Source organism: Porphyromonas levii (assembly GCF_018206105.1).
Lineage (GTDB): Bacteria > Bacteroidota > Bacteroidia > Bacteroidales > Porphyromonadaceae > Porphyromonas_A > Porphyromonas_A levii.
Map to the genome: position 1 here is coordinate 61,557 of NZ_JADRGN010000005.1, position 19,245 is coordinate 80,801.

At 45.3% G+C, this 19,245-nt stretch carries 13 protein-coding genes and 4 tRNA genes; all 17 read left to right on the plus strand.

From position 1 onward, the window contains the following. Positions 1-15 precede the first annotated feature (15 nt). Complete coding sequence (locus IX315_RS02105; RefSeq protein WP_018357741.1) at positions 16-1,134, plus strand: 4-hydroxybutyrate dehydrogenase; 1,119 nt, start codon at positions 16-18, stop codon at positions 1,132-1,134. Between the two features lie 29 nt (positions 1,135-1,163). Next, positions 1,164-2,525 (plus strand): aldehyde dehydrogenase family protein, encoded by a 1,362-nt coding sequence (locus IX315_RS02110; protein ID WP_018357742.1) that lies wholly within the window; start codon positions 1,164-1,166, stop codon positions 2,523-2,525. A gap of 22 nt (positions 2,526-2,547) precedes the next feature. Next, positions 2,548-4,413 (plus strand): 2-oxoacid:acceptor oxidoreductase subunit alpha, encoded by a 1,866-nt coding sequence (locus tag IX315_RS02115; RefSeq protein ID WP_134849022.1) that lies wholly within the window; start codon positions 2,548-2,550, stop codon positions 4,411-4,413. Between the two features lie 19 nt (positions 4,414-4,432). After that, positions 4,433-5,479 carry a 2-oxoacid:ferredoxin oxidoreductase subunit beta gene (locus tag IX315_RS02120; protein WP_018357744.1) on the plus strand — a complete coding sequence of 349 codons (1,047 nt, stop codon included), beginning with the start codon at positions 4,433-4,435 and terminating at the stop codon, positions 5,477-5,479. 364 nt (positions 5,480-5,843) lie between these two features. Then, positions 5,844-5,925 (plus strand) — tRNA-Tyr (locus IX315_RS02125). Positions 5,926-5,975: 50 nt separating this feature from the next. Next, positions 5,976-6,048, plus strand: a tRNA-Gly gene (locus IX315_RS02130). Between the two features lie 16 nt (positions 6,049-6,064). Continuing rightward, positions 6,065-6,136, plus strand: a tRNA-Thr gene (locus IX315_RS02135). A 170-nt stretch (positions 6,137-6,306) separates the two neighbouring features. Next, positions 6,307-7,494, plus strand: a complete 1,188-nt coding sequence (gene tuf, locus IX315_RS02140; protein ID WP_018357745.1) for an elongation factor Tu — start codon at positions 6,307-6,309, stop codon at positions 7,492-7,494. Between the two features lie 86 nt (positions 7,495-7,580). Then, positions 7,581-7,653 (plus strand) — tRNA-Trp (locus tag IX315_RS02145). A 33-nt stretch (positions 7,654-7,686) separates the two neighbouring features. Then, positions 7,687-7,911: a preprotein translocase subunit SecE gene (gene secE / locus IX315_RS02150; protein ID WP_018357746.1), complete on the plus strand. Its 225-nt coding sequence runs from the start codon at positions 7,687-7,689 to the stop codon at positions 7,909-7,911. Between the two features lie 43 nt (positions 7,912-7,954). Beyond that, positions 7,955-8,521, plus strand: a complete 567-nt coding sequence (nusG, locus tag IX315_RS02155; protein ID WP_018357747.1) for a transcription termination/antitermination protein NusG — start codon at positions 7,955-7,957, stop codon at positions 8,519-8,521. Positions 8,522-8,677: 156 nt separating this feature from the next. Then, on the plus strand, positions 8,678-9,124 hold the full coding sequence (gene rplK, locus IX315_RS02160) for a 50S ribosomal protein L11 (protein ID WP_018357748.1): 447 nt from the start codon (positions 8,678-8,680) through the stop codon (positions 9,122-9,124). 20 nt (positions 9,125-9,144) lie between these two features. Beyond that, positions 9,145-9,846 (plus strand): 50S ribosomal protein L1, encoded by a 702-nt coding sequence (rplA, locus tag IX315_RS02165; RefSeq protein ID WP_018357749.1) that lies wholly within the window; start codon positions 9,145-9,147, stop codon positions 9,844-9,846. Positions 9,847-9,879: 33 nt separating this feature from the next. Further along, positions 9,880-10,425 (plus strand): 50S ribosomal protein L10, encoded by a 546-nt coding sequence (gene rplJ / locus IX315_RS02170; protein WP_018357750.1) that lies wholly within the window; start codon positions 9,880-9,882, stop codon positions 10,423-10,425. Positions 10,426-10,517: 92 nt separating this feature from the next. Continuing rightward, positions 10,518-10,892 carry a 50S ribosomal protein L7/L12 gene (gene rplL / locus IX315_RS02175; RefSeq protein WP_018357751.1) on the plus strand — a complete coding sequence of 125 codons (375 nt, stop codon included), beginning with the start codon at positions 10,518-10,520 and terminating at the stop codon, positions 10,890-10,892. A gap of 117 nt (positions 10,893-11,009) precedes the next feature. Continuing rightward, positions 11,010-14,822 (plus strand): DNA-directed RNA polymerase subunit beta, encoded by a 3,813-nt coding sequence (gene rpoB, locus IX315_RS02180; protein WP_134849021.1) that lies wholly within the window; start codon positions 11,010-11,012, stop codon positions 14,820-14,822. A gap of 37 nt (positions 14,823-14,859) precedes the next feature. Then, entirely contained in the window at positions 14,860-19,155 is a 4,296-nt protein-coding gene (gene rpoC, locus IX315_RS02185) for a DNA-directed RNA polymerase subunit beta' (RefSeq protein WP_018357753.1), read from the plus strand. Positions 19,156-19,245: the final 90 nt, after the last annotated feature.

The window sequence follows — 19,245 nt, forward strand, 5'->3', positions numbered from 1 at the left end:
TTTCTATATACTAATATGCAACTATTCAAGCTAAAGACGACTATTGATCGCTTCGAGTCATTCGCAGAGTTTGCAGAGGCTTTCAATCTTGGAGAGAGAGATTTGGTAATCACCAATGACTTCCTATATGAGCCTTTTATGAAGGCTTGTAACCTCAAGTGTCACTTCGTGATGCAGGAGAAGTATGGTGTGGGAGAGCCATCCGACGAGATGATGAATAAGATACTCCATGACGTGCAAGACAAGGAGTTTGATAGAGTCATCGCTATTGGTGGTGGTACTGTAATAGATATCTCTAAGCTCTTTGTGCTCAAGGGACTCAAGGATGATGTGTTACTTGCCTTTGACCGCAAGCTGCCACTAGAGAAGGGCAAGCAGCTTATCGTAGTGCCTACTACTTGTGGTACTGGTAGTGAGGTAACTAATATCTCTATTGCAGAGATAAAGAGTAGGGGAACCAAGATGGGTCTTGCCGATGACGCTATCGTAGCTGATAATGCAGTGATTATCCCTGAGCTACTTAAGGGATTGCCATTTAAGTTCTACGCATGTAGTGCAATCGATGCACTGATTCACGCAGTAGAGGCATACGTGTCTCCTAAGGCTAATCCATACACTGAGATATTTAGTGAGGCGGCTTGGCGCATTATCATCGATGTCTTCCGTAAAATCAAGGAACGTGGAGAGACCTTCCGCTTTAGTGCTATGGGAGAGATGATTATGGCAAGTAACTTTGCAGGTATCGCTTTCGGTAATGCTGGCGTGGGAGCAGTCCATGCGCTTTCATATCCTCTAGGTGGTGCTTACCATGTTCCTCACGGTGAGGCCAACTATCAGTTCTTTACCGAGGTATTCATGGTCTATGAGCAGAAGGAGCCTAATGGTCGTATTGTGGAGCTCAAAGAGAAGCTCGCTAAGGAGCTTGTGTGTGAGCCATCTGAGGTGTTCGCGGAGATGGATAAGCTTTTGTCAGCACTTATCTCTAAGAACGAGCTCCATACCTATGGTATGAAGGAGGAGGAGATTGAGGGCTTCGCAGATGCTGTAATAGCTACTCAGCAGAGGCTTCTTGCCAATAACTATGTGCCTCTGACTAGGGATGAAATAAGAGATATTTATAAGAAATTGTTCTAGCCAATAATAATCAACATTATACTAACATTATGGATATTAAGGAGATGGTGGCACTCGCAAGGGTGGCACAGCAGGAGTTTGAGAGGAAGTTCGACCAGCAGAGTACAGACCATGTAGTAAAGGAGCTCTGTAAGGTGGTTTATGACAATGCCGAAATGCTAGCTCGTGAGGCCGTAGATGAGACTGGTATGGGTCGCTACGAAGATAAGGTGGCTAAGAACCGCAATAAGTCTAAGGGTGTTTGGAGTAACCTTCAGGGCAAGAAGACAATGGGTGTAATAGGTGTTGAGGAAGGTACAGGTCTTATGAAGATTGCTAAGCCTGTGGGCGTTGTATGTGCAATCACTCCTACAACCAATCCTATCGTGACCCCAATGGCAAATATCGCTTTCGCACTGAAGGCAAAGAATGCTATTATCGTTTCACCTCACCCACGCTCAAAGAATTGCTCAGGGCATACGATAGAGCTTATCAAGGCAAAGCTAAAAGAGCTAAAGGTGCCTGAGAACTTGGTACAGTATCTAGAGACTCCAGGTCTTGATGAGACTCAGGAGCTTATGTCGCTAGTGGATGTAGTAGTCGCTACTGGTGGTATGGGTATGGTGCACTCTGCTTACTCATCTGGAAAACCTTCTTTCGGTGTAGGTGCAGGTAATGTGCAGGTAATCATCGATGAGAATATCAATGACTTCGACGAAGCTGCTGATATCATTATCAGAGGTAGGTCTTTCGACAATGGTATCATTTGCTCTGGTGAGCAGTGCTTCATCTATCCTGAGAAATATAAGGAAGAGATCTTCGGTGCATTCAAGCGTAATGGTGCTTACTTCGTTCCTGAAGAGTATCATGACCAGGCTGTGAATACCATCTTCAAGAATAACGCTATCAATCGCGATGTAGTTGGTAAGGATGTTGAGATCATCGCTAAGATGATTGGTATAGAGATTCCAGAGGGAACTCGTATCCTCGTAGTGCCTGCCAAGGGAGTAGCTACTGCCGACCTTATCTGTAAGGAGAAGATGTGCCCAGTTATGACTTGTCTGCCTTACCAGCACTTTGACGAGGCCATCGCTATCGCTAATGAGAACCTCAATATGGAGGGTAGCGGTCACTCTGCAGGTATCCATTCTAATAACCAAGGTAATATTATCAAGGCAGGTAATGATATTAAGGTGTCTCGCCTTATTGTGAATGCACCTTGCTCTATTACGGCAGGTGGTTCTATTCAGAACGGTTTGTCAGTAACCACCACTTTGGGTTGCGGTAGCTGGGGTAACAACTCTATCTCAGAGAACCTAACTTACAAGCACCTCATGAATATCACGCGTATCGCACGCATGTCCACAACTATCACTGTGCCAACAGACGAAGAGATCTGGGCAATGAACTAAAGCGAAGGAAAAAGAATATATTATGAACGAAAAGCCAAGTGTCCAGGTACTAAATGATGTGGTAGTACGATTTGCAGGAGACTCTGGAGACGGTATGCAGCTAACTGGCTCAATCTTCTCTGATGTCTCTGCAATATTGGGCAATCAGATATCAACATTCCCTGACTACCCTGCGGAGATTCGTGCTCCAAAGGGTAGCCTTGGGGGCGTATCGGGATTCCAAGTGCGTATCGGAACTGAAGGGGTCTATACTCCTGGTGACTATGCAGATGTATTGGTCGCCATGAACCCCTCGGCTCTCAAGGTCAATACCAAGAATATCAAGGAAACAGCTACCATTATCATTGATAGCAGTGCTTTCGATGAAGCGGGGCTGAAAAAGGGAGAATACAAGACGGACAATCCATTTACAGAGCTCGGTTTGAACCATGTTCAGGTACTTGAAGTGCCTATCTCTGAGATGGTTCGAGATGGTCTCAAGGATACAGGTATGGACGTGAGGGCTATTGATAGGAGTAAAAATATGTTTGCTCTAGGTCTTATTCTCTGGCTGTATAATAAAGAGATAGCACCAGCAGAGCAGCAGCTCCAGAAGAAGTTCTCAAAGAAACAGGAGGCACTCAAAGCCAATCTGAAGATTCTTACCGATGGATATAACTATGGGCATAATATCCATGCTACGACCACTACCTATCGTATCGAAGGGCGTGATCAGAAGCCAGGCAATTATACCGATATCAACGGTAACACTGCAACCGCTTATGGTTTGGTGGCTGCAGCAGATAAGGCTGGTCTAGGTCTATTCCTCGGTAGTTATCCTATCACTCCTGCTACAGATATCCTTCATGAATTGGCTAAGCTAAAGCATCTCGGGGTTAAGACGGTGCAAGCAGAGGATGAGATCTCGGGTATTTGTACTGCTATCGGAGCCTCTTATGCTGGATCGCTGGCTGTGACCACAACGTCTGGTCCGGGTCTCGCTCTTAAGAGTGAAGCGCTGGGCTATACGGTGATGGCAGAGCTACCACTTGTCCTTATCGATGTGATGAGAGGTGGTCCTTCTACTGGTTTGCCCACCAAGAGTGAGCAGACAGACCTCCTACAGGCGTTACATGGACGTAATGGAGAGAGTCCATTAGTGGTGATTGCAGCGACTTCGCCTAATGACTGCTTCGACGCCGCATTTACTGCTGCTAAGATTGCTGTTGAGCACATGACTCCTGTGATATTGCTCACAGATGCCTTTATTGGTAATGGTGCTTCGGCTTGGAGAATACCTGACTTAAGCACTTATCCTACTATCACTCCACGCTATGTACAGGAGTATTACAAGGGAGATAAACCTTGGACTCCTTATATGCGTGACGAGAAGAGCCTCGTTCGGTACTGGGCTGTCCCTGGTTCAGAGGGGTACATGCACCGTGTTGGTGGTCTCGAGAAGCACAGCGATACTGGAGCTATCTGTACTGAGCCAACGAACCATAGCAAGATGGTTCAATTCCGTCAGGAAAAGATTGCACGTATTGCTGAGGAACTTCCATTACTCGAAGTTTATGGTGATGAATCGGCAGATACTCTCGTTGTTGGTTGGGGTAGTACGTATGGACATATCCTTTCTGCTGTAGACCAAATGGAGAAGGATGGTAGAGGCGTGGCAATGACTCACTTCAAGTTTATCAATCCACTACCTAAGAATACTGAGGAAGTTCTCAGACGATATAAGAATATCGTTATTGTTGAGCAGAGTATGGGTCAATTTGCTCAGTTCATTTCGGGTCAGATCAGCGGTCTCAATATCTTTAGATACAATAAGGTTGAGGGACAGCCTTTGAAGGTCGAAGGTATTGTTGACTTTGTCAATCAGATCCTAAATGGCTGCAATAAATAACTAGTAGGAGTATAATGCAATGAAGATAAATCAGGTAAACGGGGCAAAACCCAATGGTCTAAAGTACGAGCCAAGGGACTTTAAGAGTGCTGGTCCTGTGAAGTGGTGTCCAGGATGTGGCGACCATGCCATCCTCAATTCACTTCATAAGGCGATGGCAGAGCTTGGTGTCGCTCCTCATGAGACAGTGGTTGTGAGTGGTATCGGGTGTTCGTCTCGTCTGACATACTATATGAACACTTATGGTATGCATACGATTCACGGACGTGGATCTTCTATCGCCACTGGTGTCAAGGTAAGTAATCCAAACCTCAGTGTGTGGTCTGTATCTGGCGATGGCGATGCTCTGGCAATTGGCGGTAACCACTTTATCCATGCGATTAGGCGTAATGTAGATCTTAATATCATCCTTATGAATAATAAGATTTATGGCCTTACCAAAGGGCAATATTCTCCTACAAGTGATAGAGGGTTTGTATCTAAGTCTTCTCCATTTGGTACGGTGGAAGACCCTTTTATCCCAGCGGAATTGGTTTTGGGTGCAAGGGGAAACTTCTTCGCTCGTACTATTGACGTAGAGTTGGCGCTTACTAAGGATTGTTTGCTCTCGGCAGCAAAGCACAGAGGTGCGGCTGTTGTGGAGGCTTTGGTCAATTGTGTTATCTTTAATAATGGTATCCATAAGCAGTATTCCGATAAGGAAGTGCGTGACGATATGACCATTGTGCTCAAGCAAGGCGAGCCTATGATTTACGGTAAGGATCGTAATAAAGGTCTTGTTTTGGAGGGCTTTGAACTCAAGAGCGTGACAATTGGAGAGAATGGTGTGAAACTAGAAGATATTCTGGTGCACGATGCGACTACGCAAAATCATGTGTTGCACTCTTTGCTGGCAATGATGCATACCCAGCCAGGGATGCCAATTGCCCTCGGAGTAATTCGGGATGTAGAGGCTCCAGCATATGATTTTGAAGTGTCTCAGCAATTGATTGAGGTACAAGAGCGTAATCCTGATCAGGATATCCAGAAACATCTAAATCATCTCACTCGTTGGGTTGTAGAGTGAGTTACTAACTGCAGTCCTATGCTAACGCAATTGTAGATACGATATTGGATAACTGCAGAGAGAGTTGTGAGGTGGTGGCATAGTTGCGTAACTGTGCCGCCATCGTTATATATGCGAGAGCATTATTTACTTTGTTCCCGATTTGCTCATGGTGCGTATTATTCCTTATTATATCCTTATTGGTTAGTGTGGGACCTCCTCTGTATAGTGTGTATTTATATTATATTGTGTGGAGGATATAATGAGTAGGATCAAAAAACTTTGGGAAATGTTTGGTGGAAAGAAATAAGTTGCGTATCTTTGCAACCAGTTCAGCCTACAATACTTGCTTGGCAAGGTTTGCTAGGAATGTAGGCGCTGTAATGGGCAGTTACCAGAGTGGCCAAATGGGGCTGACTGTAACTCAGCTGGCTTAGCCTTCGGTGGTTCGAATCCATCACTGCCCACTATAGGTCTTAAAGATGTTCTGCGTGTAAGCGGGCGTTTTGGGAAATTTGCGGAAGTAGCTCAGTTGATAGAGCATCAGCCTTCCAAGCTGAGGGTCGCGGGTTTGAGCCCCGTCTTCCGCTCACATTGTTTGTGATTGCCAATGTAGCTCAGTGGTAGAGCACTTCCTTGGTAAGGAAGAGGTCCCGGGTTCAAATCCCGGCATCGGCTCAAGAGAATATGAGGGACAAGGTGCGTGGAGTGGGTGCGTAGAGAGTCGTATAGATGATACTTAACTCTGCGCTAAGAGAATGGTAGAATGCCTTAGAGTGTTGCTGTTGCTTCTTGCGTCTTGACTGAGATGTAATATAAACTCAAATATATTTTATTGTTATTGAACTATGGCAAAAGAACATTTTAACAGGTCGAAGCCACACGTGAATATCGGTACGATAGGTCACGTGGATCACGGTAAGACTACTCTTACTGCTGCTATTACTACTGTGCTTGCAAAGGATGGTTTCACTGAGCTTCGCTCTTACGATTCTATCGATAACGCACCAGAGGAGAAGGAGCGTGGTATTACTATCAACACCTCTCACGTAGAGTATGAGACTGCTAACCGCCACTATGCACATGTTGACTGCCCTGGTCACGCCGACTATGTAAAGAACATGGTAACTGGTGCTGCTCAGATGGATGGTGCAATCATCGTGGTTGCTGCTACAGATGGTCCTATGCCACAGACTCGTGAGCACATCCTTCTAGCTCGTCAGGTGAACGTGCCTCGTCTAGTTGTGTTCATGAACAAGTGTGATATGGTTGACGATGAGGAGATGCTTGATCTCGTGGAGATGGAGATGCGTGAGCTTCTTAGTTTCTATGAGTTCGATGGCGATAACACTCCTATAGTTCGCGGTTCTGCTCTTGGTGCTATCAATGGCGAAGCTAAGTGGGAGCAGTCAGTCCGTGATCTTATGGAGCAGGTTGATGCTTGGATTCCACTTCCTCCACGTGATATCGATAAGCCATTCCTAATGCCAGTAGAGGATGTATTCTCAATCACTGGTCGTGGTACTGTAGCAACTGGTCGTATCGAAACTGGTGTTGTTAATACTGGTGACGAGGTTGATATCATTGGTCTTGGTGCAGACAAGATGAAGTCTGTAATCACTGGTGTAGAGATGTTCCGTAAGATTCTTGATACTGGTGAGGCTGGAGATAACGTAGGTCTTCTCCTTCGTGGTATCGATAAGGATGAGATTAAGCGTGGTATGGTACTCTGTAAGCCAGGTAGTGTGAAGCCACACTCTCGTTTCAAGGCTGAGGTGTATGTACTTAAGAAGGAAGAGGGTGGTCGTCACACTCCATTTAAGAACAAGTATCGTCCACAGTTCTTCATCCGTACGCTTGACGTAACTGGTGAGATCACTCTTCCAGAGGGTCAGGAGATCGTAATGCCTGGTGATAATGTAACTATCGAGGTAGAACTTATCTATCCAGTAGCTTGTAACATCGGTCTTCGCTTCGCAATCCGCGAGGGTGGTCGTACAGTAGGTGCTGGTCAGATCACTGAGCTTCTTGACTAATATTAGGTCGGAAGACGGAGAAAATAATAATTGAAGTGTATGGAGTGGGGGAGAGCCACTCTCCCCCACTTTATCACTTCTTATACACGGGCATAGCTCAGCTGGTAGAGCACTGGTCTCCAAAACCAGGTGTCGTGAGTTCGAATCTTACTGCCCGTGCTTTTTTATAGGTATATAAGATACAACGGTTATATGGCTAACCCAGAGAAGAAATCCAATTTCTTTGTAAGAGCTGTCTCTTACGTTCGCGATTCTTTTGAAGAGTTGCGTTATAAGGTGACTTGGCCTACCAAGAAGGAGCTTTCGAGCAGTGCAATACTGGTTCTATTTGCTTCCATAGTTATGTCAGTATTCATTTTCTTGGTGGACAAGGCGTTCGAATTTATTATGACTAGTATTTACGGATTTCTTGCCTAATTTTTAGGAGAGAAATTTATAGCTACTATTGAAGTTTATTTTGATGGAAGACCAGCAGATGCATTACTACGTCCTTCGTACCATTACTGGTAAGGAAAAGGACGTAGCTGATTATATCGAGAGCATGAGGGATGCTGTGCCTGTGCTTAGAGAGCATGTAGGTGAAGTATTAGTGCCAATGGAAACCTACTACCAGCTGAATAAGACAGCTAAGGGTGGTAGAGTTGAGCGCACTCGTCCTTATTACTCTGGATATGTGTTCGTGCAGGCTCGTTTGGTGGGTGAAACGAAGTTTACTCTTCGTCGTATTCCTAATGTATTAGGTTTTTTGGGCTTAGACGATGATAATCCTGAGGTTTTGAGCCAAAGGGATGTTGACGAGATCAAGAAGCTTATTGATACTCTTCCAGAATCTTTGGATAGTAGCGAACTGAACTTCATTGAAGGCGAGCGTGTGAAGGTGGTCTTCGGGCCTTTCTCAGGCTTTTTCGGTGAAGTTACTGAGGTGCTTTCGGATCGTAAGCGCTTAAAGATACTTGTCAAAGTGTTTGGCAGAGAGACCTCTATGGAGGTGGATTTCGTGCAAGTGGAAAAGGAGAGTATGCCATAACTAGGGGATCAGTCTACTCTGAGGACGGTGTTACCAAAGTAGTTGTAAATGCTACAAGTCGTCTGGTAGTAGTGTCGCTGAGGCGAAGGCGATGAACCTATGTACTTGAATGTACTTTTCTACGAGTGAGTTTTTAATAAGAAAAAGTGTTTAATCATGGCAAAAGAAGTTGCTGGTCAGCTTAAACTGCAAATCAAAGGTGGAGCTGCTAATCCTTCTCCTCCTGTAGGTCCTGCACTTGGTTCTAAGGGAATCAATATCATGGACTTCTGTAAGCAGTTCAACGCCAGAACCCAGGATCAGGCTGGTAAGGTTCTACCTGTAGTCATTACTTACTACAGCGATAAGTCATTTGACTTCGTTGTAAAGACCCCTCCTGTAGCAGTACAGCTACTTGAGAAGTCTAAGAAGAAGAGCGGTAGTGCTGAGCCTAACCGAAAAAAGGTTGCTACCATCACTTGGGACGATGTAAAAGCTATTGCTCAGGATAAGATGCCTGACCTTAACTGCTTTACTATTGCAAGTGCAATGAAATTGGTAGCTGGTACAGCTAGAAGTATGGGTATCGCTGTGAAGGGCGCTTTTCCAGAGGATGTTCAATAATCAAGACCAATTGATGAATTATGAGTAAACTGACTAAAAATCAGAAGTTGGCCCTGAGTAAGATTGAGCCTGGAAAGGTATACACACTATCGGAAGCATCATCTCTTGTTAAGGAGATTACTACTACAAAGTTCGATGCTTCTGTGGATGTGGATGTCCGTCTTGGCATTGACCCACGTAAGGCTAACCAAATGGTACGTGGCGTAGTATCACTACCCCACGGAACTGGTAAGGAGACAAGGGTGCTGGTACTGTGTACTGCTGACAAGGAGACTGAAGCTAAAGAGGCTGGTGCTGACTACGTAGGTCTGGACGAGTATATCGAAAAGATTAAGGGTGGTTGGACTGATATCGATGTGATCATTACTATGCCATCTGTGATGGGTAAGATTGGTGCACTCGGTCGTGTCCTAGGTCCTCGTGGACTTATGCCTAACCCTAAGAGTGGTACTGTAACTAACGAAGTAGGTACTGCTGTGCGTGAAGTAAAGCAAGGTAAGATCGACTTTAAGGTAGATAAAGCTGGTATTGTTCATACCTCTATCGGTAAGGTGTCTTTCACCGCTGATAAGATTAGCGATAACGCTAGAGAGTTTATCAATACGCTTGTTAAGCTAAAGCCAAGTGCTGCTAAAGGTACTTATATCAAGAGTATCTTCCTGTCAAGTACTATGAGCCCAGGTATCAAGGTGGATCCTCGCTCCGTTGATGTGAAAGAGTAACTAACACCAGAGAAAAGGAGACACGCATAGTATATGAATAAGGAAAAGAAATCATCAGTAGTTAGCGACCTAGTCGGTCTGGTAGAGCAATATCCAAATTTCTACCTAGTCGACATAGAGGCGCTCCCAGCTGATAAGACAAGTGGTCTTCGTCGTCTTTGCTTCGATAAGGGAGTGAAGCTGATGATGGTTAAGAATTCACTTGTACGTGTTGCGCTTACTCAGATTGATGAGGAGAAGTTCTCTCCTATCTTTGAGTACCTAAAAGGAAATACTGCAATCATGTTTGCTGAGACTGCAAATGTACCAGCTCGCTTGATTAAAGATTTCGTTAAGGAGAATAAGCCTGCAGATGCTGACAAGAAGGCAAAGCCTGAGTTTAAGGCTGCATACGTACAGGAGAGTCTGTATCTCGGTGCTGACAAGCTAGAGGCACTTGTAAACGTGAAGAGCAAGGAGGAGCTTATCGGCGATATCCTATCCCTTCTCGATGGTCCAATCCAAGGTGTGGTTTCTGCACTGGATTCAGCTGGTGGTACTATCCATGGTCTACTCAAGACGCTCGAAGAGCGCGTTTGATTGACCATCGACAATATAACTGACGTGGAGGTCACTCCATGAAATAAGATTTAATTTTAAAGTATAAATACCATATTTACATATATAAGATTATGGCAGATATCAAAGCTATTGCTGAACAACTAGTAAACCTAACTGTAATCGAGGTTTCTGAGCTAAAGAATATCCTTAAGGACGAGTATGGCATCGAGCCTGCTGCTGCAGCTGTTGCTGTTGCTGCTGGTCCTGCTGCTGCTGGTGATGCTGCAGAAGAGAAGACTGCATTTGATGTAGTTCTTAAGTCTGCTGGTGCTGCTAAGCTACAGGTCGTTAAGGCTGTTAAGGAGCATATGGGCCTTGGTCTAAAGGAGGCTAAGGATCTAGTTGACGGCGCTCCTTCTAAGCTTAAGGAGGGTGTAGACAAGGCTGAGGCTGATGCACTTAAGGCTGCTCTTGAGGAGGCTGGTGCAGAGGTAGAGATTCAGTAATCTCACTTTGTTCTCCCTGTAGAATATACAGGTGATGGTTAAGAACCCACGAAAAATAGGTAGTGGGTTCTTAACCTTTTCGTGTCTTTGTTCGTTTTTGGCTTTTTAAGGTTTTTTATGTCCCCAAGAAATAGTACACAGAGAATAAGTTTCGCTTCGATTAAGAACCCTCTGGAATTCCCAGACTTCCTGGATATACAGTTGCAGTCATTCCGTGACTTCATGCAGCTTGATACTCCATCTGATCAGCGAAAAAATGAGGGTCTCTATAAAGTTTTTATGGAGAACTTCCCTATCCATGACACGCGCAACAACTTTGTGCTGGAGTTCTTGGATTATTTCATTGACCCACCAAGGTACACCATAGAGGAGTGCTTTACTAGAGGTCTCACCTATAATGTACCTTTGAAAGCTAAGATGAAGCTGTACTGTACAGATCCTGATCATGAGGACTTTGATACCTCAGTAATGGATGTGTATTTGGGACAGATTCCATACATGACTCCACAAGGTACCTTTATTATTAATGGCGCGGAACGTGTAGTGGTATCGCAGATGCACCGTTCACCTGGTGTATTCTTTAGTGAGAGCGTACACAACAATGGTACCAAGCTTTTTTCTGCAAGAGTTATCCCTTTTAAGGGCTCTTGGATAGAGTTTGCCACTGATATCAGTAATGTAATGTATGCTTATATCGATCGTAAAAAGAAGCTTCCTGTTACTACGCTTCTTCGTGCGATAGGTTATGAGGCTGATAAGGATATCCTTAATCTCTTTGGAATTGCCGAGGAGGTTAAAGTGACAAAGAGCAACCTCAATAAGCATGTGGGGAGAAAGATTGCTGCACGTGTTCTTAATAGTTGGGTAGAGGATCTTGTTGACGAGGAGACTGGTGAGGTGGTTTCTCTAGACCGTTACGAAATTATTCTTGATCGTGATGAGGAACTCACGGAGGATAATATCGAGCGCATTCTTGAGTCCGGTACAAAGACAATTCTTCTTCTGGCTGATTCTGAAACTGGTTTAGACTATAGTGTAATTACTAATACACTACAAAAGGATCCTTCTAACTCTCAAAAGGAAGCTGTGTATTATATCTATAAGCAGCTTCGTAGTCAGGATCCTGTGGATGAGCAGTCTGCGATGGAGGTGATTAATAACCTCTTCTTTTCAGACAAGCGTTATGATTTGGGTGACGTAGGTAGATATCGTATTAACAAGAAATTGAACCTTGAAATTGATGATACGATTAAGGTTCTTACTAATGAAGATATTTCTGCCATTATCCAGTATCTAGTTGCACTGAAGAATGGTAAAGCGGCTATCGATGATATCGATCACTTGAGTAATCGTCGCGTACGCACTGTAGGCGAGCAGCTTTCACAGCAATTTAGTATAGGTCTATCTCGTATGGCACGCACCGTAAGGGAGCGTATGAATGTACGAGATAATGAGGTGTTTACTCCTGTAGACCTTATTAATGCTAAAACTATATCGAGCGTGGTCAATTCATTCTTTGGAACCAATCCACTCTCGCAATTTATGGATCAAACCAACCCTCTTGCTGAGATTACGCACAAGCGTAGGCTTTCAGCACTTGGTCCTGGTGGCATCAGTCGTGATCGTGCTGGTTTTGAGGTGCGAGACGTTCACTATACCCACTATGGTCGTCTCTGTCCTATCGAGACACCTGAGGGTCCTAATATCGGTTTGATTAACTCTCTTTGCGTGTATGCAAAGATTAATGAACTAGGCTTTATCTCTACTCCATACCGTAAGGTAGTGGATGGTAAGGTGGATTTCTCTCCTGAGGGTGTAGAGTATTATACTGCCGAGGCAGAGGAGGATAAAACTGTGGGTCAGGGTAATGCACCTCTAGATGAACAGGGAGCTTTCATAAGAGATACCGTTAAGAGCCGCTATGGTTCGGACTTCCCTGTAGTACCACCATCAGAGGTGGATCTTATGGACGTGTCTCCTATGCAGATTGCTTCTATAGCAGCTTCGCTCATTCCATTCTTGGAGCACGATGATGCTAACCGTGCACTCATGGGATCTAACATGATGCGTCAGGCTGTGCCACTTATCCAAACCGATGCTCCAATCGTGGGTACTGGTCTGGAGGGTGTCGTGATCCACGACTCTCGTAGTCAGATTTCCTCAGATCATTCAGGAGTGATTGAGTATGTAGATGCAAACGAGATTAGAGTGCGCATTGATCGTACCGAGGATGAGGAATTTGTTAGCTTTGACGATAACTTAGTCGTTTACAAGCTTCCAAAGTTCCGAAAGACGAATCAGAGTACTACTATTGACCTCCGTCCAATCGTGATGAAGGGTGATAGAATTGAGGCAGGTCAGATACTTACGGAGGGTTATTCAACTCAGAACGGAGAGCTAGCACTGGGTCGTAATGTAATGGTCGCCTATATGCCTTGGAAGGGATATAACTATGAGGATGCTATCGTGCTCAGTGAGCGTATGGTTCGTGAGGACTTTTTTACCTCTGTACATGTAGACGAATACAACCTAGAGGTTCGTGAAACCAAGCGTGGTGTAGAAGAGCTTACTAGTGATATTCCTAATGTAAGTGAAGACGCTACCAAGGATCTTGATGAGAGGGGTATTATCAGGGTCGGTGCTAGAGTACATCCTGGTGATATCCTAGTGGGTAAGATTACCCCTAAGGGGGAAAGTGATCCTACACCCGAGGAGAAGTTGCTCCACGCTATCTTCGGCGAGAAGGCAGGTGATGTAAAGGATGCGTCTCTTAAGGCTAATCCATCTCTGAGTGGTGTGGTTTACAAGACCTTCCTCTTCTCTAAGATTTTGAAGGGTCAGAATAGCCGTACTTCTACCCGTGAGCTTAAGAAGAAGCTTGAGGAGGATGAGGCAAGTGAGAAGGATCAGCTCAGAAAGACTATGATTTCTAAACTCTCTAAGCTTACAGCTCGTAAACTATGTAGAGGCGTAGAAGATTATATGGGCACCGTCGTTGTTGCTGAAGGGGTTAAGTTTAATAACACAATCCTTGAGCAGCTCAATTACGAGGAGATTGGTTTCGCCAATTGGACAGAGGATGATGAGAGTAACATGCTAATCAGTCAACTCCTAGGAAATTATATCAAGAAGCTCAAGCAGATAGAGAGTGACTATCGTCGTAAACAGTTTGACTCTACTCTTGGTGATGAACTACCTAACGGTATCATCCAGAATGCGAAGGTGCTTATCGCTAAGAAACGTAAGATTCAGGTCGGTGATAAGATGGCAGGTCGTCACGGTAATAAGGGTATCGTTTCTAAGGTGGTTCGTACCGAAGATATGCCATTCCTCGCTGACGGTACGCCGGTAGACCTCTGTCTTAATCCGCTTGGTGTGCCATCTCGTATGAACCTTGGTCAGATATTTGAGGCTGTATTGGGTTATGCTGGTAAGAAGTTAGGAGTTAAGTTTGCTACCCCTATCTTCGATGGGGCTTCGCTTGAAGACCTTAACAAATGGACAGATAAGGCTGGTATTTCACGTAATGGACGTACCTACCTATACGATGGGGAGACTGGTGAGCGTTTTGATCAGCCTGCTACTGTTGGTGTTACTTACTTCCTCAAGCTAGGTCACATGGTTGACGATAAGATGCACGCCCGTTCTATTGGTCCTTACTCTCTGATTACTCAGCAACCACTTGGTGGTAAGGCTCAGTTCGGAGGTCAGCGTTTCGGAGAGATGGAGGTGTGGGCTCTAGAGGCTTATGGCGCAGCTCATGTGCTACAGGAGATGCTCACCATTAAGAGTGATGACGTTGTAGGTCGTTCAAAGGCTTACGAGTCTATCGTAAAGGGTAGTCCAATGCCAACTCCAGGTATTCCTGAGTCGCTCAACGTACTGCTTAACGAGCTTAAGGGTCTTGGTCTAAGCTTCGAACTACAGTGATATTCAGCACACCCCTTATTGATATAAAGAAAGAGATATGGCTTTCATTAGAGATACAAAGATAAAGTCCAACTTCAATCAGATTCGTATTGGTATCGCTTCCCCAGAAGAGATATTCGAAAACTCATACGGTGAAGTTACCAAACCTGAGACCATTAATTATCGTACATATAAGCCTGAGCGCGATGGGCTATTCTGCGAGCGCATCTTCGGCCCAGTAAAGGACTACGAGTGCCATTGTGGAAAATACAAGAGGGTACGCTACAAGGGTGTTGTCTGTGACCGCTGTCAGGTAGAGGTTACAGAAAAGAAGGTGCGTCGTGAGCGTATGGGGCACATCAAGCTAGAGGTGCCTATCGTACATATTTGGTTCTTCCGCTCTGTGCCTAATAAGATTGCTTACCTATTGGGTATCCCTGCCAAGAAGCTTGAGAAGATAATCTATTACGAAAGCTACGTGGTGGTTCAACCTGGACCATTTGAAGATCTTGCTGTAGGTGATTTGCTGACAGAGGAGGAGTACTTGGATCGTCTCCAAGCTCTTCCAGAAGGTAATGCAGAGCTCGAGGATGATGACCATGACAAGTTCCTCTCGGATATTGGCGCTGTAGCTATCCAGCAACTATTGGCAAGGGTTGACCTTGACACCCTCTCCTATGAGCTCCGTGCTAGGGCTTCTAAGGAGACATCTCAACAGCGTAAGAAGGAGGCACTTAAGCGACTTCAGGTCGTAGAGAGTTTCCGTGCAAGTCACGGCTATACTCGTCCAGAGTGGATGGTACTCGATGTAGTTCCTGTGATTCCACCAGATCTGCGCCCTCTCGTACCTCTGGATGGTGGACGTTTTGCTACTTCAGACCTCAATGAGCTTTACCGTCGTGTGATTATTCGTAACAATCGTCTTCGTCGATTGATTGAGACAAGAGCACCACAGGTGATTCTTCGCAATGAGAAGCGTATGCTTCAGGAGGCTGTAGATAGTCTCTTTGATAACAGCGGCAAGTCGGGTGCTGTGAAGAGCGACTCTAATCGTCCTCTTAAGTCTCTTACCGACTCTCTCAAGGGTAAGCAGGGACGTTTCCGTCAGAACCTTCTAGGTAAGCGTGTAGACTATTCTGCTCGTTCGGTTATCGTCGTAGGTCCAAACTTGAAGATGCATGAGTGTGGTCTGCCACAGGATATGGCAGCTGAGCTTTACAAGCCATTTATTATCCGTAAGTTGATAGAGCGTGGTATTGTGAAGACCGTAAAGAGTGCTCGCCGTATTGTAGACCGTCGCGAACCAGTTATCTGGGATATTCTTGAGAATGTGGTAAAGGGTCATCCAGTGCTTCTAAACCGTGCACCGACCCTACATCGTCTTGGTATCCAAGCATTCCAGCCTAAGCTAATCGAGGGTAAGGCAATCCGTCTGCACCCACTAGCTTGTACTGCGTTCAACGCCGACTTCGATGGAGACCAGATGGCAGTGCACTTACCTCTCTCCAACGATGCTATCCTTGAGGCTCAGTTCCTCATGCTAGCTTCACACAACATCCTTAACCCTGCTAATGGTACCCCTATTACTGTGCCATCACAGGATATGGTGCTTGGTCTATACTATATCACTAAGCTCCGTGATGAAGTTGAGGGAGAAGGCTATAAGTTCTACTCTCCAGAGGAGGCACGCATCGCTTACAACAATGGTAAGATCGATATTCATGCCAAGATTCAGGTAATGGTAGATGACCTAGATGAGGATCGTAACCCAATTAGACATCTTGTCGAGACCTCATACGGTAGGCTTCTTTTTAATAGCAAGGCTCCTGCCGAACTTGGTTACCTCAATCAGGTAATCGGAAAGAAGAGTCTGCGCACCATCATTGGAGATGTGATTAAGTATTGTGGTATTTCTCGTACATCACAGTTCCTCGATGATATTAAGGATCTTGGTTACTATATGGCCTTCAAGGGTGGTCTTTCCTTCAACCTTTCAGATGTGATTATCCCAGAAGAGAAGGGAGAGCTGATCCAAGAGGGATACGAGGAGGTTAGTGAGATTGTTGATGATTTCAATATGGGTAATATCACCAATAATGAGCGCTACAATCAGATCATTGATGTTTGGACAAATGTCAATAACAACCTCTCTGCAATCCTTATGAAGGAGCTAAAGGAGGACGATCAGGGTTTCAATCCAATCTTTATGATGATGGATTCTGGAGCTCGTGGTTCTGCCAACCAGATTCAGCAGCTTAGCGGTATCCGTGGTCTTATGGCTAAGCCACAGAGAAGTGGTGAAGGTGCTCAGACAATGGAGAACCCTATCCTTTCCAACTTCAAGGAAGGTCTTTCTGTGCTTGAGTACTTTATCTCTACCCACGGTGCACGTAAGGGGCTTTCAGATACGGCTCTCAAGACCGCCGATGCAGGATATCTCACCCGCCGTCTCGTGGATGTGTCGCAGGATGTGATTATTACCGAAGAGGATTGCGGTACACTCCGTGGTATTGTCCGTAAGGAGATCAAGGAGGGTAGCAACGTCGTAGCTTCACTCTATGAGCGTATCCTAGGTCGTGTGTCTGTTCATGACGTAATCCATCCAATTTCTGGAGAGCTCCTTGTAGCTGCTGGAGATGAGATAGACGAGATCAAGGCAGAGAAAATCCAAAGCTCACCTATTACAGAGGTCGAGATTCGTTCAGTACTCACTTGCGAAAGCAAACATGGAGTGTGTGCTAAGTGCTATGGTCGCAACCTCGCCCACAATCACCTTGTACAGAAGGGTGAGGTCGTAGGTGTCGTAGCCGCCCAGTCTATCGGTGAGCCTGGTACACAGCTTACACTCCGTACTTTCCACGCCGGTGGTGTGGCAAGTACCGATACCATCGAGCGTTTGATCAAAGCTAAGTATGATGGTATTCTTGAGATAGATGAGCTTCGAACCGTAGATGCTAAGGACGAAGAGGGTAAGTCATTCAAGGTGGTCGTTGGTCGTCAGGCTGAGATGCGTGTTATCGACCCACATACCCACATGACCCTCATCACCGAAAATATCCCTTATGGTGCAAAGCTTTTTATCGAGTCTGGTGTAGAAGTCAAAGCAGATGATATTATCTTTGAGACCGACCCATTCAATGCGGTTATCATTGCCGAGGCAGCTGGTAAGTTGCAGTACGAAGATGTTGTAGAGGGTTCTACTTTCCGCGTACAGACCGACTCCAATGTAGCTGCAGGTCACTCCGATCGTATCATCATTGAAAGTAAGGATCGTAACCTATCCCCAGCACTATCTATTACAGATAAGGAGGGAGATGTTATCAAGACCTATAACCTTCCAGTGGGTGCGCACTTAACAAAGAAACAGGGCGCAAGTGTCAAGGCAGGTGATATCCTTGTCAAGATCCCTCGTACCGTAGTCAAGTCTGGTGATATTACCGGTGGCCTTCCTCGTGTTACTGAGCTATTTGAGGCACGTAACCCTACCAATCCAGCTGTTGTTGCTGAGATTGATGGCGAGGTAACTCTAGGACGTGTGCGCCGAGGTAACCGTGAAGTGATTGTCACTAGTAGTACAGGGGAAGAGCGTAAGTATCAGATTAGTCAGACACGTCAGCTCCTTGTACAGGAAAACGACTTCGTTCGTGCAGGTGAGCCATTGTCAGATGGTTCCGTATCACCTACTGATATCCTAGAGATTCTCGGACCTAATGCGGTACAGAACTATATCGTCAATGGCGTTCAAGATGTCTACCGCAAACAGGGTGTGTCTATCAACGATAAGCACTTCGAGGTCATTGTCCGTCAGATGATGCGTAAGGTAGAGGTAATTGACGCTGGTGATACTAACTTCCTTGAGCAGCAACTCGTAGATAAGCTAGAGGTGCAAGAAGAGAATAGCCGTCTTTGGGGCAAGAAAGTAGTCACTGACGCAGGTGAATCTACTCGCTTCTTTGAGGGTCAGATTATCACAACTCGCCATCTACGTGAGGAGAATAGCCTACTCAAGCGTGCCGATAAGAAGACGATCGAGGTTCGTGATGCACTTCCAGCTACTACTAAGCAGGTGCTTCAGGGTATTACTCGTGCAGCACTACAGACCAATAGCTTCATGTCGGCAGCATCCTTCCAAGAGACTCCAAAGGTGTTGAATAATGCTGCTATCGAAGGAAAGGTTGATAAGCTAGAAGCTCTAAAGGAGAATGTCATCTGCGGTCACCTCATTCCTGCTGGTACAGGTCTTCGTGAATACGATAAGATTGTAGTGGCATCTAAGAGTGAGATGGAGAGTAAGCGCCTTTTGGAAGCCTCTCGAAACGCTTCTCGCATGGAGGACATTGTAGTGCCAGACTAAACACTACCTCAATTTGAAATGATAAAAGCCCTGAGAGCGTCACAGCTCTTGGGGCTTTTCATTTCTTCTTGGAAAGTAACTCTCCCAAAA

Excerpts from the sequence above, each read along its gene's own strand:
- IX315_RS02105 (WP_018357741.1), top strand. The coding sequence starts at position 16 with ATGCAACTATTCAAGCTAAAGACGACTATTGATCGCTTCGAGTCATTC.
- IX315_RS02110 (WP_018357742.1), top strand. The coding sequence starts at position 1,164 with ATGGATATTAAGGAGATGGTGGCACTCGCAAGGGTGGCACAGCAGGAG.
- IX315_RS02115 (WP_134849022.1), top strand. The coding sequence starts at position 2,548 with ATGAACGAAAAGCCAAGTGTCCAGGTACTAAATGATGTGGTAGTACGA.
- IX315_RS02120 (WP_018357744.1), top strand. The coding sequence starts at position 4,433 with ATGAAGATAAATCAGGTAAACGGGGCAAAACCCAATGGTCTAAAGTAC.
- tuf (WP_018357745.1), top strand. The coding sequence starts at position 6,307 with ATGGCAAAAGAACATTTTAACAGGTCGAAGCCACACGTGAATATCGGT.
- secE (WP_018357746.1), top strand. The coding sequence starts at position 7,687 with ATGGCTAACCCAGAGAAGAAATCCAATTTCTTTGTAAGAGCTGTCTCT.
- nusG (WP_018357747.1), top strand. The coding sequence starts at position 7,955 with ATGGAAGACCAGCAGATGCATTACTACGTCCTTCGTACCATTACTGGT.
- rplK (WP_018357748.1), top strand. The coding sequence starts at position 8,678 with ATGGCAAAAGAAGTTGCTGGTCAGCTTAAACTGCAAATCAAAGGTGGA.
- rplA (WP_018357749.1), top strand. The coding sequence starts at position 9,145 with ATGAGTAAACTGACTAAAAATCAGAAGTTGGCCCTGAGTAAGATTGAG.
- rplJ (WP_018357750.1), top strand. The coding sequence starts at position 9,880 with ATGAATAAGGAAAAGAAATCATCAGTAGTTAGCGACCTAGTCGGTCTG.
- rplL (WP_018357751.1), top strand. The coding sequence starts at position 10,518 with ATGGCAGATATCAAAGCTATTGCTGAACAACTAGTAAACCTAACTGTA.
- rpoB (WP_134849021.1), top strand. The coding sequence starts at position 11,010 with ATGTCCCCAAGAAATAGTACACAGAGAATAAGTTTCGCTTCGATTAAG.
- rpoC (WP_018357753.1), top strand. The coding sequence starts at position 14,860 with ATGGCTTTCATTAGAGATACAAAGATAAAGTCCAACTTCAATCAGATT.